Origin of the sequence: Lysinibacillus sp. NPDC058147, assembly GCF_042884205.1 — a bacterium.
In the GTDB taxonomy this organism is placed as follows: Bacteria; Bacillota; Bacilli; order Bacillales_A; family Planococcaceae; genus Lysinibacillus.
Genome location: NZ_JBHVUJ010000002.1, coordinates 674,482 through 689,387, shown reverse-complemented (window position 1 = coordinate 689,387; position 14,906 = coordinate 674,482). Strand labels below are relative to the sequence as shown.

The window sequence follows — 14,906 nt, the reverse complement described above, 5'->3', positions numbered from 1 at the left end:
TGTGATTGGAGCGTTATTGGATGCAAACAAAAAAAGTTTATCTTTATGTATTTAATACAATGTCAGACTGGGAATATGGATATTTAATTGCTGAACTAAATTCTGGAAGATATTTCAAAAAAGGTTTAGCCCCTTTAGAAGTAGTTACAGTAGGAACTAGTAAAGAAATGATTACTACGATGGGAGGGCTGAGCATACAACCAAATATTTCTATTGATGAATGTACACTTGAGAGTAAAGATCTTTTAGTCTTACCTGGAGGGACTACTTGGAGAGAAGATATTCATCAACCTATCTTAAAAAGAATTGGCGAAGCTTTAAAGTTTGGTACTATTGTTGCTGCAATTTGTGGTGCAACTGAGGCCCTTGCGGATAAGGGATACTTAGATTCTAGAAAACACACAAGCAATGACTTAGAGTATATTAAAATGGTCTGTCCTAATTATAAAGGAGAAAAATTTTATGAGATGAGACCGGCGGTATCTAGTGAGAATTTGATTACTGCATCAGGAGTAGCACCTCTAGAATTTACGATGGAAGTACTGAAAAAATTAGATGTATTTGCACCCGACACATTACATTCATGGTATAGCCTAAATAAGACTCATAAACCTGAATACTTCTTCCAGTTAATGAATTCAATAAATAGCTAAGCTAAAAAATCAACTTAGCAGTTTTATATTAGTTCAAATAAAAATCATGCTTTAGACAATGTCAAAGTATGGTTTTTGAAGTTGTTATAAATAGAATTGGTAACTAAATCTCTTTTTAATCTTATTGAACAACGGTGTGCTTTTTTCTTTGGCAATAATGTTGGAACGATAATCAACGATCGATGGCGCGATTGAATCAAAATTAAATAACTTTATTATTACCTTACAATTTTAACGACAACTTTAGAGGTTGCTATTACTATTTTATACATTATAATCTAGTAAATAGATAAATTTTTATCTATTTACTAGTCATTTAAATGCAATAAAAAACTGCGGCGCTCGCCAACGCTACAGTCTTTAGTTAGTGTGAGACATCTAAGACATTCATAGAGTGTACAGATTTAAGGGGATTTATTCATAAAAAAGTTACAGCGTGTGTTTCTGCACAATATAACGAAAAGCCGTGACGGTCAACCAACGCCACAGCATATATAAGTGCGTGCGATACACTCAATTTTAATTTGTTCAAATTAAGGTTTCCTCTACGTTAAAAAGCCGTAGCATCTTCACACCCTAAGACTCTGAAACCAGCTCCTTAGCTGCTTCATCGATAGGATTCTTAGAAACTTCTTCAGAATAAGCATTAACAGTTTTTTCTTTAGCTTCTTTTTGCTCACTAGCTGGAGCTTCTTCTTTAGATGCAGCTTCATCCTCACTACATGCAGTTAGTATTAATGTAGACAATACTCCTGTATAAAATATTTTCTTCATTGTATAACCTCCTTAGTATTATCATTTTGGTGAATGTATCATTAAATATACAGATAAAAAACAACAGACAAATGTAATTAGTTATCTGTTTGCTATCTGTAATGTTCTAGTGCCTTTCTACAATTGGTTTGAGAGTATCGAAATACACAAAAATAACCCAAAAAATGCGCAGTATAGTTTTAGCTCGATTTCCAATACTAAACCTGTATTAAAATAATATTTAATTATGAATGCGAGTTTAAGTTACTTTCCAGCGGATGTTCAAACACCTGGTGAAAGAAGTTAAAGCCTCCGGCGGATGTCATGGAATTATGCCGAGGCATAATTGATGGGAGTACATGATAACCATTAATTTAGATTTTGCATTTTTATAAGAATAATACAAAGAACGTGTAGATTCATTAGAAGCTTTATGGATCAAGATGAAAAGTTATCTTGGTTCTTTGCTAAATTCGAGGTGATTAGAAGTGCCTATGTTAGATGTAGAAGGTGGCAGCATATATTATCAAGTAAAGGGTGAGGGCACGCCAATTATCTTCATTCACCCACCATTACTGACAAGCACAAATTTTCTTTATCAATTAGAACATTTATCTAAAAGATATAAAGTGATCACCTTTGATATTAGAGGACATGGTAAAAGTGTTTATTCCAAACAATCAATCACCTACTCACTCATTGTTAATGATATTGTTAATTTACTGGATTATTTATGTGTTGAGAAAGCATTTATTTGTGGATATTCAACTGGAGGCTCGATTTTATTAGAATTTCTATTGACCCATTCCAGCAGGGCATTAGGTGGTATCGTAATTAGTGGAATGTCAGAAGTGAAAGATCTTTATTTAAAGCAAAGAATTTCTTTAGCAGTTAGACTAGCAAATAAAAAAGCCATATCTGTTCTTACACTTGCTATTTCATGGGGGAATTCTAAGACACGACAAGTATTTAAGAAACTTTACAAAGATGCATCTTATGGAGACGTACAAAATATCCAGCAGTATTTCAATTATAGTCTACACTATAATTGTACAAGTCGACTTTATAAGATTAAATCACCTGTTTTGCTTATTTTTGGTACAAAAGACAAAGCATTTTATGAATATGCCTACTTACTACATGAAAAGTTGCCTAATAATAAATTAATGTTTTTAGAAAAAGAAAAGCACCAAATTCCGACGAAGGCAGCAGATAAATTAAACGAAAAAATTGATGAGTTTATCCAGAATCATTACAAAAATTGAGAAAATAGCAATGGGCAGATGGGAATAATTTTTCAAGCTTTAAGGAATAATTGTAAGGAGTTATCTAGAGTTGTCCTTTCTGGAAAGTATAAGTGGAACGGAAACCTCGATGCATTTAATGATATTTTGTTTGGTGGTTTTGGTGAAATTGAAGTTGAGGAAGAATATACAATTATTTGGAGAAATTCCGATAAATCTAAAAATGATTTAGGATATGAAGAAACAATAATTAAACTCAATGAAAATTTGGAAAGGTGCCATCCAAGTAATAAAAAATATGTACTACAAGAAATAAAGGATGCGAAAATGAATAAGAGTCCAACTATATTCGACTCAATAAAAGAAATAATCCTTGATAACAAAAATGTAACATTGATATTAGAATAATTCTTATTAAAGTAACGGGTGTAAGAGTTAAACAAGGTGTTGCAGGAGCAGCATCTTTTTTCTTGTTGTGCTAACGGAGCAGTTTAATTGAATAATGAAGTATCTTTGAGACAAGCACAAAGGAATTTCAAGATTTACGGAGCAAGTAAGGAAAGATTTAAAGACAGAGTTGTAGAGCCAAGTGTAGCTTTGAAATAAAGTCGGACTATTTATAAAAAAAAGATGTACCATTTTATTCCTTTTCTATTGAAGAATTCTAAATGAGTTTTAATCGAACTTTATTTTAAAGCTACAAATAACAGTTGAAAAATATAAGAACCAGGATTACACAATTAATTGACATTTACGTAACGTGATGACTTAAAATTTATATGGTTATAATTAAGTTATGGAAAGGAAAATTAATTATGGTTAATAACGATACAGAAATGAAATTGGGACGATGTGTCGAATGTGGGGCAAAAGAGATAGAGGGATATTCATGTTATGAGCAATTTGGTTTCCCACTTGTTTGGGAGCATAATGATCCAGCATTATATGCTTTACATTTCTGGCTTGTTTCCTGTTATATGATACAACATCCATCAAATTATACAGAAAAAGGGTATAGATATTTAATTACATTATTTACTGAAGCATATGATAAGGAATGGGAAGTAGCTTATATTCTAAAGAGAAACCGTGAATTAGTTAGCAATATAGATAAAATAACAAATCCTGTACCTAATAAGGATAGACAGCGTACATTTAAATTTTGGTCTATGACAATCAATGATATATATATAGGGAAAGAAAAAAATGCGATCGAAAACATAAATAAGTGGAAAGATCAAATAAGAATCGAATTAAAGTAATAGGGTATTAGTTCAATGAAAATTATCCCTCTACAAATGTACAAGTATGAAAAATAATCAAAGGAATAGGGTATTACCATTACTAATTATTCTTCTTTCTTTCACTAACGGGTACTTTACTTGAAGACCATTGAGCTGCTTAGACAGCTCTTTTTTCTTATTGTACTAACGGTGCAGAATAATGGAATTAAGCTAAAAATTGCTAAATTCAATTTTAGTATCGAGGAATTACGCTTTTTAGAATTAGAATTTCCCTAACATTGTAATTCCGCATTTTCTTAAACTACATCAAGTTGTATGTGTAAAATATCGCTTAAAAAAGTGCAAAATACCTCCTGAAGCAACCCGTCCTAAATTAGAACGGGTTAAATTTACTGAGATTATAAAATTAAATAGCTATATGTCACTTTATATTACTTCATCTGGTGGTTGTGTCTTTCTCCACCCATAAAACTGCATAACGTCTTTTGATCATATAAATCATTTCAATTCCCACCTTTCATTTTTTTAATTAACAAAATTAATATTGACGAATACGAATATAATCTTCTACTTTTCTTCGGTTCTCTTCAAAGATTTTTTTCGCATTTTCATTATGAAGTGCTTTCTCAAGAGAGATCTCACGTTTTGTAATAGTTATCGTGAGAGAAAAAATGTTTAATATCATTTATTATCACCTCCTTAAATTACCATGAAAAATGAAAAAAACCGTAGAGAGACTCCCCTACGGTGAAAAAAGGCACAAAAATACCGCAGGGGCACACTTCTCCCTGCGGTATGGGTATGCTTAATTACAAAAAAACCTTAAGCGATCCATTCCGATCTGGTCGAATGTGTGATTTTCATTTTTACTGAAGTTGTAACTACCAATAACATCAATATAACGATAACGATCATTTCATTCGACCTCCTTAAGAATTTTTTGTTTACTTTGTAAGTATATCCATCTTTAAGCTGTTTGTAAACATCTCTTACTAAGTTTTTCTGATTTTGTTAATGACTAGAAAAACGCTTTGCTGCTTTACATTACAAAAAATTCTAAAGTATCATTTATTAAATGATATAATTGGATAAATTGTAATTATCAGGAGGGTCAATGTGAATAAAAATGAAAAATTATTTAAAATAAGTACATTATTAATTATTTCAGGTTTTTTACTTATCATAGGCACCGGCTGGATTGGCAATCTATTAGCGAACATCTGGCTTCATATGGTAGGTGGAACTGCCGATACTAATGTCTATGAATTTCAAAAGTATACATATTCATCAAGCTTTCTATCTTTGGGGAATATTTTATTTGGAGTAGGTTTACTTGCAATGCTATTTTCTTGGTATAAAAAGCAAGAAGATTAGCTACTATATCTCTGTATAATTAATACATAACTTATTGAAATAACGTTCCCAAATCAAATTTTGGTAACACACCAAAAAGGCACGAATGTTGTTAAATCAATGTTCGTGCCTTTTTACGAGGACTATTGTTTATACAGCTTTTTATGCAAAGCTATATAAACATAGCTACGATAGGACTTTTCGAGATTTTTCAGAGTGTGTTATCTGAATAAAAACCTGTATATAGAGACAATTTATTAAGCTGTATACCAGCATTTTTTTATCGTTCCTATACTTCAATTACAAGGGCTATACAACAATCGGGCGCGATTGTTGAAGAAGGAGTAGAAGGTTACTTTAAACAGAGATACCAAAGTGAAACTATAAATTTCATAACTATATTGAATGAATATCTGAAAGAAAAGGGTCACCAGGCTGGGAGGGCGACCCTGACATCGGAAATGTTAATACCCTGTATTTAAGAAAGTAGCGCCGACAATAATTAGAAGTATAAATAGAACAACAATTAAGGCAAATGCAGAACCATTACCATAACCGCCGCCGGAATAGCCGCAGTTACCAATGCCACCAACATTTCCGCCATAGTATCCCATAAAAAACACCTCCTTTCTACAGTATATAATATGTTGGTTGCGGAGCAGGTGTATGGTTGTTAAACCATTGAGCTATAGGCATTAAATAATATATTTGTGTGAGATAAAACCATTAAAAAGGGCCACTTGGGATGGAGTGACCTTTAGTAAAAAGAATAGGAAGTGTAAAGCTAAATTAGCTTTACCTTTACCTTACTATTATTATGATGTGATAGTTATGTTTGTATAGTGAATTGCCTGTGAAATAGATTTAAAAAATAGAAGTACAGCTTTAAATAAATTTACAAGGTAGTTACGGCACAATATGAGGAAATTAATAAATATGGTGTGATCTACTTTTCATTGCGAATATCTAAGAATTTGTAAAGAATCACACTTAAACTAACGGGCGTTAATTAAAGATCATTGAGTTGCATAGGCTCTTTTTTTCTTTATTGAACTAACGGAAGTAATGAAAATTTAGAATATAATGTAAAAAAATCACATAGTAATGATTTGCTATGTGATTTTTAAAGTGAGCTCGATTACTCAAATGTTTATTGTTTTGATTTTGACTTCGAGCTTATCAGTGGATTTTAATCAGTATTTCCATTTTTTTCTATTGGTCTAAACAAACGTTATTCGGCTCTTTTTCTTTTTTGGCAGTATGTTCGAAAGGTAATAGTTGTTGACATAAAGTACTCTCTAAATCCATCGCCTTTCGCACGTATAATATAAAATACCCTACAAAAACCCAATTCTTCAACAAAGTACGCCATTTAATTTCCACGTGCCGAAATATCTCTGGATTGATTTATGTTATTCAACCAATGTTCTTCAATTTATTGGGTTTCCAATGTATAAATAATTTCTTTTAAGAATATACTAATTTGTTATGAAATTAAAAAAAGGGGTGTTTTTTATGAGTAATTTAGAATTGTTAACACCGGAGAACAGTGCAGTAATTTTGATCGATTTTCAGCCTCAAATGACTTTTGGGGTTGCAAGCATTGATAGACAAACTTTGTTTAATAACGTTATATTGCTCGCTAAATCAGCAAAAGTTTTTAACGTACCTACTATTCTTACTACTGTTGAAACACGTAGCTTTTCTGGTTATTTTTGGCCACAAATTCTTGACGTTTTCCCCGAACATGAACTTATAGAACGTAGTTCAATGAACTCTTGGGAAGATTCAAAATTTGTTGAGGCAGTGAAAGCAACAGGTAGAAAAAAATTGATATTTGCAGCACTTTGGACTGAAGTTTGCCTTGCATTCCCTGTACTTGAAGCAATTAAAGCTGGCTATGAAGTATATGCAGTTGAAGATGCTTCAGGTGGTACTAGTTTGACAGCACATAACGCTGCTATGCGTCGTGTAGAACAAGCTGGAGCAATTCCAGTGACAGCAATTCAAGTTTTACTTGAATACCAACGTGACTGGGCACGAAAAGACACTTATGATGCCGTTATGGAAATTGTAAAAGATCACACCGGCGCTTATGGACAAGGCGTGGAATACGCATATACTATGGTGCATGGAGCGTCTGCAAGCAGAAAATTATGAAACAAGAAGGAATAACTCCTACAGGAGGGATCACAATGGATGCTGGCGGTCCAGTAACAACGATTGTTACATGGAAAATACAAGAAGGTAGAGAACAACAGTTTGAAGCATGGAGACATGAAATTGAAGCTGCCGCAACCAAATTTCCTGGCCATATGGGGGTAAATCTAATAGTTCCTAATAATGGAATCAGAGAGTATACTGTTGTTTTTCGCTTTGATACGATTGAACATCTACGTGCCTGGCAAGAATCAGATATTCGTCGAGATTTGTTAAAAAAGGCAGAACGATTACAAGCTACTAATCCAACTTACAAAACTGAAAGCAGTTTAGCGTATTGGTTTGTTACTTCAAAAACGCCAGTTCCACCGTCAAAATGGAAAATGTCTGTTGTTACCGTACTTGGTGTATGGCCTCTTAGCAAGTTGGTTCCTATAGTGATAGGACCTATAATAAAAAATATGAATCCTATTATATCGTCCTTTTTGGTTTCTGTATGTATAGTCTCTTTACTATCATGGGTAGTAATGCCGATTTTCGGAAAAATATTTCATCCATGGTTACAGAATAATAGGAAGTAAACGAGGTATGAATATGAATTTACCTGATATGATTTTATATAACGGAAAAATCACTACTCTTGACCCATCTCAACCTGAGGTATCAGCTATCGCCATAACTGATGGTTTAATCACGGCAGTAGGTGGAGATGAGCTTCTTAATAGTGCCACAGAAAAAACCAAAAAAATAGACCTTAAAAGAAAGAGAGCTATTCCAGGCTTGAACGACTCTCATATACATGTGATTCGTGGCGGTCTTCATTATAATATGGAATTGCGCTGGGAAGGTGTACCATCACTTGCTATTGCTCTGAAAATGCTTAGAGAGCAGGCAAGACGTACACCTGCCCCTCAGTGGGTAAGAGTAGTTGGAGGTTGGTCTGAATTTCAATTTAAAGAAAGACGGATGCCAACTTTGGAAGAGATTAATGCTGTCTCTGAAGACACGCCTGTCTTTGTGCTCCATCTTTACGATAGAGCACTTGTAAATCGTGCAGGGCTGCGAGCACTGGGATACACAAAAGATACCCCAGATCCTCCGGGCTGTTTAATTGAGCGGGATAAACGAGGTAATCCAACGGGCCTTTTACTTGCCTATCCTAACGCTATGCTTCTTTATTCAAGTTTGGGTAAAGCACCAAAACTTAATATTGACGACCAAATAAACTCAACTCGCCATTTTATGCGCGAATTAAATAGATTAGGTATCACAAGCGCCATCGACGCAGGTGGTGGATTCCAAAATTATCCTGATGATTATAAAGTTGTTGAACATTTAGCCGAGAAGGATCAATTAACTGTGCGTTTGGCGTATAATCTATTTACGCAAAATCCAAATCATGAATATGAAGACTTTGCTTCATGGGCAAAAATTGTCTCTCCGGGTCAAGGAAATGATAAATATAAAATGAATGGTGCTGGAGAAATGTTAGTATTCTCGGCAGCCGATTTTGAAAAATTTCAAATGCCGCGACCCGAACTAACTACGGTAATGGAAGCTGACTTAAAGAAAGTAATTTCTCTATTGGTGGAGAACCGTTGGCCATTCCGTTTACATGCAACTTATGACGAGTCAATAACACGTTTCCTGAATGTTTTTGAGGAAGTCAACAGAGAAATTCCATTTAATGGTCTACGCTGGTGGTTTGACCATGCAGAAACAATCTCAGATCGCAGTATGGAACGTGTTAAGGCTTTAAATGGCGGTATTGCCATCCAAGACCGCATGGCTTTTCAAGGTGAATACTTTGTTAATTTATACGGAAAGGAAGCTGCCAAGCGTACCCCTCCGATTTATCGAATGTTAGACTTGGGTATACCTGTTGGCGCCGGTAGTGATGCAACTAGGGTTTCCAGCTATAACCCATGGGTTGCTCTTTACTGGATGGTTGCCGGAAAAACCATTGGTGGTCTTTCATTATACGATGAAAAGAATAAACTTGACAGAAAAATAGCCCTGGAGCTATATTCCAAAGGAAGTGCATGGTTCTCTGGTGATGAAGGTAAAAAGGGAACCCTTACAGTAGGTCAGTTTGCTGATATTGCTGTATTGTCCGCAGACTACTTTACTGTGCCAGAAGAAGAAATCAAAAACCTAGAATCATTACTCACAATTATGGGTGGTCAGGTTGTTTATGGAAATGCTGAATTTAAAAATTTATCACCTGAATTGCCGCCAGCATCACCTGATTGGTCACCAACGGGAGTATATGGTTATGGTGGAGCTAACCTAGCCCACAATATTCTTTCTCACGATGTCCTTGATAACAAGTCACATCGTTGTAGTAACCCTCTCCATCAACACACTCATACCGTAATAGGAAAAGATGGAACTAAATGGGGAATTGGTTGTACTTGCTTTGCTTTCTAACTGATGAATGTACACTTGAAAGTAAGGATCTTTTTATTTTACCTGAAGGGACTACTTGGAGCGAAGATATTCATTAGCCTATCTTTAAAAAAATTGGCGAAGCTTTAAAGCTTGGTGCTATTGTTGTTGCAATTTGTGGTGCAACGGAGGCCCTAGCGAATAGGGGATACTTAGATTCTAGAAAACACACAAGCAATGACTTAGAGTATATTAAAATGGTCTGTCCTAATTATAAAGGAGAAAAATTTTATGAGATGAGACCTGCGGTATCTGGTGAGAATTTGATTACTACATCAGGAGTAGCACCTCTAGAATTTACTATGGAAGAACTAAAAGAATTAGATGTATTTGCACCCGACACATTACAGTCATGGTATAACCTAAATAAGACTCATAAACCTGAATACTTCTTCCAGTTAATGAATTCAATAAATAGCTGAGCTGAAAAATCAACTTAGCAGTTTTGTAGTTTCTTGAATTTAGTTAATCTTCTTATAAAGTTCTTGATTTTAACTACAGGGGCTTTAGTTGAATAACGATCTTCAACAATCGGGCGCGATTATGTAACAAGAATCAGCGCTCGTTTTCTGGTTTGTTGTTTAACCTTTTGAAGCGAATTCAACTGTTGAATTCGCGTTATTATAGAGCGAAAATATCAATACTAATATGCTGCTTCAACGAGGAAAGGGGCTTTCCGCCATTGCATTAAAAATCGAAAAATCCCCCTATCATCCTTGGGCGTTTCTTAAGTTTGTATTCATCAGAACTTCGCACTAGCTCAACAAAGTTTAACGCCGATATTAGGCATACACTCTGCCTTAGGTGAATATCTTAATGGGAAATTACTTTTTAATAAATGGAGTGATACACTTGGGATACTTTGTAACTGTCGAACCAGGCGTCAACGTATTTATCGAGGACATCAATCCAAAGGGAAACAAAACGATTCTGTTTATTCATGGGTGGCCGCTAAACCATAACCAGTTCGAATATCAGTTCAATTTCCTTCCAACGCTTGGATATCGTTGTATTGGAATGGACTGGAGGGGATATGGCAAATCGGATAAACCTTTTAGCGGGTATTCTTTCGATAGATTAGCAGATGATGTCCGCATGGTCATCGAGACGTTACAGCTAAGCAACATAACACTGGTAGGACACTCTACAGGAGGTGCAATCTCGATCCGTTACATGGCTCGTTATAAAGGGTTTGGGGTATCTAAACTCGTCCTGGTCGACGCTGCCTCTCCATCTAGCGTTCCAAAAGAATTTACAAATAAAATCATCGTGGATACAAATCATGACCGACCGCAAATGCTGCAAGACCAAACGCGAATTTTTTTCTTTCAGTATATTTCCGAACTGAAATCCGATTGGTTCGTTTTAATGGGATTACAAGCGGCGAATTGGGCGACTTCCGCCATTATGGTCACGCTTAGGGATGAAAATGTTTACAACGATCTTGGTCAGATCGATGTACCCACATTAATTATTCACGGAATTCACGATAAAGTCGTTCCGTTTACTCAAGCTGAGGAAACAAATAAGCTGATCAAAAATTCAACGCTAGTTCCGTTCCAATACAGCGGCCATTGCGCTTTTTTAGAGGAGCGCGATAGATTCAACCAATTATTAACTTCTTTTGCATAACGACTCGGAATAGCAACATTGTCGCAAATAATTCGTAAGCGTCAAATAGCCCCCATCTTAAATAGATGAGGGCTAATTTGAGGAGCAGGTGAGATTATTCGGGGCTTTACTTGTATAACATTGAGTCGCATATGCAGCTCTTTTTTACTTATTGAACTCCCATGAAAGAACGTAATAATCTTTCATTTTCTGTAGTGTAGCAATGACTTTATGCAATATTTTTTAATTAAGCTCCTCCAATTTTGTAGAGATCCCAATCGTCATTTCTTCTGTTACTTTAGGAAGATAAGACTTTAATACCTCATTAACCAGCGGTCCCTATGCACCACCAGCATTGATCTCAAGAAAGCCTGTTATCCTCGTTTTATTTTTAGCTATTACTTCTGCCAGGAAATAGCCACCGCCTGAAAGTTCCTCATTTAAACCCTTTAAATTAAAAGTAACCCTTGTCGGTTCAATCCATTCTTCTATAGTGGCCATTAGATTAATCTTTTTCTTTATGAATCCGATGTTACTATAAAATTCCCAAGTGGACTGGCGGTTAGTAATTTTTCGGTGTTGAATATATCCAGGAATAAGTGGAGCCCAGTTATCCATATCCTTAACAAAATCCCAAATCTTATTTATCGGTAACTCCACCTCAACCTGATGCGTTCCGCTTGGCATTGATTTTCCCCTTTTCCATCTCAATAGTAAGTACTTTATATATGTATATGTTACTTCCAACAAAGCGGGATTTGTCCCTCATGCCTGGCTGTATGACAACCAAATAGTTTCTAATCGTAACTGAACTGAATACTATAAAAATACAATTAATCATTTGAGGTGAAATATGGATTTCAATCCTTTATGTTATCAGGGGATAGGCGATTCTCTTACGGCTGGTATCGGGAAATAACGATATTCAACAATCGGGCGCAATTCTGTAATAAGAATCAGCGCCCGTTTTCATTAAAGGACCAGATTGGACGACAGATTTTTAATCTATTTCAATTTGGACTAGTGTTAAAGGTTTATTTGAACAGTTCTTTATTTTGTTCATATGAAGATATTGTTAACTCGTTACCAAATTTCTTAATACCAATAAATTTAAGGATATTTTCGTAATGGATACAACATCAATATATAATACTCAATTTGCTACCCTAAATTGAATTTTCCTGTTAACTACTGAACAGCAAATTTTAAGAATATGGAAAAAGGGTATAGATATTGGGTGATTGAAACCTATTACATTGATTATATAATCAATACAGGAAGAAATATGCATATTGTAGCTTTGTAAAAAGTTTGATTAATTATAATTAAGATTGATAATTTGTTATATTAAAGTGGATATTAAAATTTTTATAGAAATTGTGAAGAAATGTATATAGACTAACGTGGCAGTATTGATCAATAAGTATCCTTAGTTTTATGGTGCAAAAGGGGAGGTTGTTTTAAGGGCTTACAAAACTGTTTGGAATGTATGCAGTTAATGTGGTCTTCCTATTTTTTTAAAAATAATTAAAGATAGTGGAGGATTGGTACAAAAGTGGAAGAGAAAAAGGTCACTTGGTTAGAACTATTTTATGATTTGCTAATTGTAGCAGCTATTGCTACTGTAACTCATGTTTTGCTTCATGTTGAAAAAGGGTACATCCATTCAGACTATCTATTAAAGTTTGTACTGATTTTTATTCCCATCTGGTGGGCTTGGGTAGGACAAACAATGTTTATCAATCGCTACGGGGAAGATTTATTTCATCACCGTATATTTTTAATTTTACAAATGTTCTTTGCGCTAATCATGATTGCTAGTTTATCAGTAGATTTCGACTCGTATTATAGATCTTTTCTAATAGGTTATATTGGACTAAGGGCATTAGTTGCAATTCAATATCTTGTTGTACAACGGACAGAGGTAGGGGCTCGAAAGAAAGCTGCACTCTTTTTTGGAAAGTACTTTTGGGTTGGCATTATTATTTCATTGTGCTCCCTCTTTTTTGACTCATGGATTAGGTATCTTATATTGTATACAGGTATACTTTTGGATATTTTAATCCCAATTATTGGGCGGAAGCGATTAGTGATGGTACCTACAAATACAGCTCATTTATTTGAGCGATTTGGTTTATTTACTATCATTCTCTTCGGTGAAACTCTGGTTAGTACACTGGCTGTAATTCAACCAAAACAAGGAGATTGGAATTCCATATTATTTACTATAGTTTCATTTGTTTTAATCATATCAATGTGGTGGCAATACTTCGATAATTTAGAAAAGAAAGTCAATAAATCTATAAAAACAGCGGGTCAAATGATTATATATGGTCATCTATTCATTTTAATGTCTTTAAGCATGATTGCAGCTTCGATAAGATTATTGTTTATGAATGAAGTTAATTATTATTTTATTTTATTTTTTGTTTTTGGATCGGTATTACTCTACTTTTTATCAACTTCATTTGTTTTTCATCAATATAGATATAAGAAACAACGATTAAAAATATATCATTTAGGTTTATTTTTAGGGATTTTAGTTGGATTTTTTATTCTTAATTTAATCATTTCAGTACCTAATATTTTAATTATGGTAGAATTAATTATATTTTTTGTTATCTATGCTAAGTTAACAACTGTTTAATCAACTATGGAAGTAGTTTCTTGTTTTCATAAAGAGATTAGATTTATAGTTTACTATGAATCGACGAAAAACATGAGGAGTGATAGAAATGGGATTAAAAGAGTATAAAGGAGAAAAAATTACAGTTTATTTCGATGGAGAAATTTGTGAACACGCTGCTGAATGCGTTAAAGGGTTACCTGAAGTTTTTAATGTGAAAGCTAGACCATGGATTTCTCTTGATAAAGTAGATGCTAAAAAAGTAGTTGAAGTAATTGATAGATGTCCAAGCCGTGCATTAACATATAAAATATAAGGTGGGGATAAGGTTGTTGGAAATTAAACAAGGTAGTCAGTCATTTTATATAGGTGATGAGAAAAATAGCGAAGCGGAAGTCCATTTTGTTCGGGTAGGAGAAACTCGAATTATATTAGATCATACACATGTAGCAGAACATTTAAGAGGAAAGAATGTAGGACAACAATTAGTAAAAGCTGCTGTTAAATATGCTGAAAAAGAAAAATTACAAGTCATTCCACTTTGTCCTTTTGCAAAAGCTGAGTTTGAAAAGAACCCTGAATATCAAAAGTTATTAGGGTAACTTTAAAGTAGAGAAGTAAATTTTGTTACTTTTCTACTTAATTTTATTTTGAATCCATTTTATAAAATAGATAATATTACTAAAATGGTTGGTAATACGAGATTAGAAGAGACATCTAATTTCTAATTTATTAAGTTTCTGTAACTGATTGTTGAAGAAGCGTCGCTGTTCCTATTAAACTCCCATGAAAGAACGTAATAATCTTTCATTTT

At 34.1% G+C, this 14,906-nt stretch carries 17 protein-coding genes and 1 pseudogene; 14 read left to right on the top strand and 4 right to left on the bottom strand.

The genetic code is table 11. The features are described 5' to 3' along the window. Positions 1-20: 20 nt before the first annotated feature. Complete coding sequence (locus ACFVT8_RS08875) at positions 21-653, top strand: type 1 glutamine amidotransferase family protein (RefSeq protein ID WP_387083244.1); 633 nt, start codon at positions 21-23, stop codon at positions 651-653. A 576-nt stretch (positions 654-1,229) separates the two neighbouring features. On the opposite strand, the gene ACFVT8_RS08870 is transcribed toward ACFVT8_RS08875, so the two are convergent. After that, positions 1,230-1,427, bottom strand: a complete 198-nt coding sequence (locus ACFVT8_RS08870) for a hypothetical protein (RefSeq protein WP_387083243.1) — start codon at positions 1,425-1,427, stop codon at positions 1,230-1,232. Between the two features lie 467 nt (positions 1,428-1,894). On the opposite strand from ACFVT8_RS08870, the gene ACFVT8_RS08865 reads away from it, so the two are divergent. The 4 genes from ACFVT8_RS08865 (at position 1,895) to ACFVT8_RS08850 (ending at position 3,912) form a co-directional block, all read left to right on the top strand. Next, positions 1,895-2,671, top strand: coding sequence for an alpha/beta fold hydrolase (locus tag ACFVT8_RS08865; RefSeq protein WP_387083242.1), 777 nt, complete (start codon positions 1,895-1,897; stop codon positions 2,669-2,671). An 18-nt stretch (positions 2,672-2,689) separates the two neighbouring features. Beyond that, a complete protein-coding gene (locus tag ACFVT8_RS08860) occupies positions 2,690-3,058 on the top strand; it encodes a barstar family protein (RefSeq protein ID WP_387083241.1) in 369 nt (122 codons plus the stop codon). An 87-nt stretch (positions 3,059-3,145) separates the two neighbouring features. Then, on the top strand, positions 3,146-3,256 hold the full coding sequence (locus tag ACFVT8_RS08855; protein WP_387083240.1) for a CPCC family cysteine-rich protein: 111 nt from the start codon (positions 3,146-3,148) through the stop codon (positions 3,254-3,256). Positions 3,257-3,465: 209 nt separating this feature from the next. Then, on the top strand, positions 3,466-3,912 hold the full coding sequence (locus tag ACFVT8_RS08850) for a DUF5946 family protein (RefSeq protein ID WP_387083239.1): 447 nt from the start codon (positions 3,466-3,468) through the stop codon (positions 3,910-3,912). Between the two features lie 520 nt (positions 3,913-4,432). On the opposite strand, the gene ACFVT8_RS08845 is transcribed toward ACFVT8_RS08850, so the two are convergent. Then, entirely contained in the window at positions 4,433-4,579 is a 147-nt protein-coding gene (locus ACFVT8_RS08845; RefSeq protein ID WP_387083238.1) for a YrzI family small protein, read from the bottom strand. Between the two features lie 431 nt (positions 4,580-5,010). Here ACFVT8_RS08845 and ACFVT8_RS08840 point away from each other — a divergent pair, with 431 nt between their 5' ends. Further along, positions 5,011-5,268 (top strand): translation initiation factor 2, encoded by a 258-nt coding sequence (locus ACFVT8_RS08840; protein WP_387083237.1) that lies wholly within the window; start codon positions 5,011-5,013, stop codon positions 5,266-5,268. Positions 5,269-5,711: 443 nt separating this feature from the next. Here ACFVT8_RS08840 and ACFVT8_RS08835 read toward each other — a convergent pair whose 3' ends face one another. Next, positions 5,712-5,861, bottom strand: a complete 150-nt coding sequence (locus ACFVT8_RS08835; protein ID WP_370082344.1) for a YjcZ family sporulation protein — start codon at positions 5,859-5,861, stop codon at positions 5,712-5,714. 901 nt (positions 5,862-6,762) lie between these two features. Between ACFVT8_RS08835 and ACFVT8_RS08830 the strand changes: the two genes are divergently transcribed. The 5 genes and pseudogenes from ACFVT8_RS08830 to ACFVT8_RS08810 all read left to right on the top strand — a co-directional run bounded on the left by ACFVT8_RS08830 (position 6,763) and on the right by ACFVT8_RS08810 (position 11,487). Continuing rightward, complete coding sequence (locus ACFVT8_RS08830; RefSeq protein WP_387083236.1) at positions 6,763-7,407, top strand: hydrolase; 645 nt, start codon at positions 6,763-6,765, stop codon at positions 7,405-7,407. Next, the gene (locus ACFVT8_RS08825; RefSeq protein WP_387083235.1) at positions 7,404-7,988 is read left to right on the top strand and encodes an antibiotic biosynthesis monooxygenase; all 585 of its coding nucleotides are present in this window, start codon (positions 7,404-7,406) and stop codon (positions 7,986-7,988) included. The genes ACFVT8_RS08830 and ACFVT8_RS08825 overlap by 4 nt, the downstream gene beginning before the upstream one ends. A gap of 13 nt (positions 7,989-8,001) precedes the next feature. Beyond that, on the top strand, positions 8,002-9,837 hold the full coding sequence (locus tag ACFVT8_RS08820; RefSeq protein WP_387083393.1) for an amidohydrolase: 1,836 nt from the start codon (positions 8,002-8,004) through the stop codon (positions 9,835-9,837). Positions 9,838-9,839: 2 nt separating this feature from the next. Next, positions 9,840-10,277 (top strand): annotated as a pseudogene (locus tag ACFVT8_RS08815) (DJ-1/PfpI family protein); the annotation flags it as partial. Positions 10,278-10,707: 430 nt separating this feature from the next. Continuing rightward, on the top strand, positions 10,708-11,487 hold the full coding sequence (locus ACFVT8_RS08810) for an alpha/beta fold hydrolase (RefSeq protein ID WP_387083234.1): 780 nt from the start codon (positions 10,708-10,710) through the stop codon (positions 11,485-11,487). A 318-nt stretch (positions 11,488-11,805) separates the two neighbouring features. On the opposite strand, the gene ACFVT8_RS08805 is transcribed toward ACFVT8_RS08810, so the two are convergent. Then, positions 11,806-12,153, bottom strand: coding sequence for an SRPBCC family protein (locus ACFVT8_RS08805; protein WP_387083233.1), 348 nt, complete (start codon positions 12,151-12,153; stop codon positions 11,806-11,808). A gap of 868 nt (positions 12,154-13,021) precedes the next feature. Between ACFVT8_RS08805 and ACFVT8_RS08800 the strand changes: the two genes are divergently transcribed. The 3 genes from ACFVT8_RS08800 to ACFVT8_RS08790 all read left to right on the top strand — a co-directional run bounded on the left by ACFVT8_RS08800 (position 13,022) and on the right by ACFVT8_RS08790 (position 14,694). Then, positions 13,022-14,113 (top strand): low temperature requirement protein A, encoded by a 1,092-nt coding sequence (locus ACFVT8_RS08800; RefSeq protein ID WP_387083232.1) that lies wholly within the window; start codon positions 13,022-13,024, stop codon positions 14,111-14,113. An 88-nt stretch (positions 14,114-14,201) separates the two neighbouring features. Beyond that, positions 14,202-14,408 (top strand): (4Fe-4S)-binding protein, encoded by a 207-nt coding sequence (locus ACFVT8_RS08795; protein WP_268639773.1) that lies wholly within the window; start codon positions 14,202-14,204, stop codon positions 14,406-14,408. A gap of 13 nt (positions 14,409-14,421) precedes the next feature. Further along, positions 14,422-14,694: a GNAT family N-acetyltransferase gene (locus ACFVT8_RS08790; RefSeq protein WP_387083231.1), complete on the top strand. Its 273-nt coding sequence runs from the start codon at positions 14,422-14,424 to the stop codon at positions 14,692-14,694. Positions 14,695-14,906: the final 212 nt, after the last annotated feature.

Excerpts from the sequence above, each read along its gene's own strand:
- ACFVT8_RS08875 (WP_387083244.1), top strand. The coding sequence starts at position 21 with ATGCAAACAAAAAAAGTTTATCTTTATGTATTTAATACAATGTCAGAC.
- ACFVT8_RS08870 (WP_387083243.1), bottom strand. The coding sequence starts at position 1,427 with ATGAAGAAAATATTTTATACAGGAGTATTGTCTACATTAATACTAACT.
- ACFVT8_RS08860 (WP_387083241.1), top strand. The coding sequence starts at position 2,690 with ATGGGAATAATTTTTCAAGCTTTAAGGAATAATTGTAAGGAGTTATCT.
- ACFVT8_RS08850 (WP_387083239.1), top strand. The coding sequence starts at position 3,466 with ATGGTTAATAACGATACAGAAATGAAATTGGGACGATGTGTCGAATGT.
- ACFVT8_RS08845 (WP_387083238.1), bottom strand. The coding sequence starts at position 4,579 with ATGATATTAAACATTTTTTCTCTCACGATAACTATTACAAAACGTGAG.
- ACFVT8_RS08835 (WP_370082344.1), bottom strand. The coding sequence starts at position 5,861 with ATGGGATACTATGGCGGAAATGTTGGTGGCATTGGTAACTGCGGCTAT.
- ACFVT8_RS08830 (WP_387083236.1), top strand. The coding sequence starts at position 6,763 with ATGAGTAATTTAGAATTGTTAACACCGGAGAACAGTGCAGTAATTTTG.
- ACFVT8_RS08825 (WP_387083235.1), top strand. The coding sequence starts at position 7,404 with ATGAAACAAGAAGGAATAACTCCTACAGGAGGGATCACAATGGATGCT.
- ACFVT8_RS08820 (WP_387083393.1), top strand. The coding sequence starts at position 8,002 with ATGAATTTACCTGATATGATTTTATATAACGGAAAAATCACTACTCTT.
- ACFVT8_RS08805 (WP_387083233.1), bottom strand. The coding sequence starts at position 12,153 with ATGCCAAGCGGAACGCATCAGGTTGAGGTGGAGTTACCGATAAATAAG.
- ACFVT8_RS08795 (WP_268639773.1), top strand. The coding sequence starts at position 14,202 with ATGGGATTAAAAGAGTATAAAGGAGAAAAAATTACAGTTTATTTCGAT.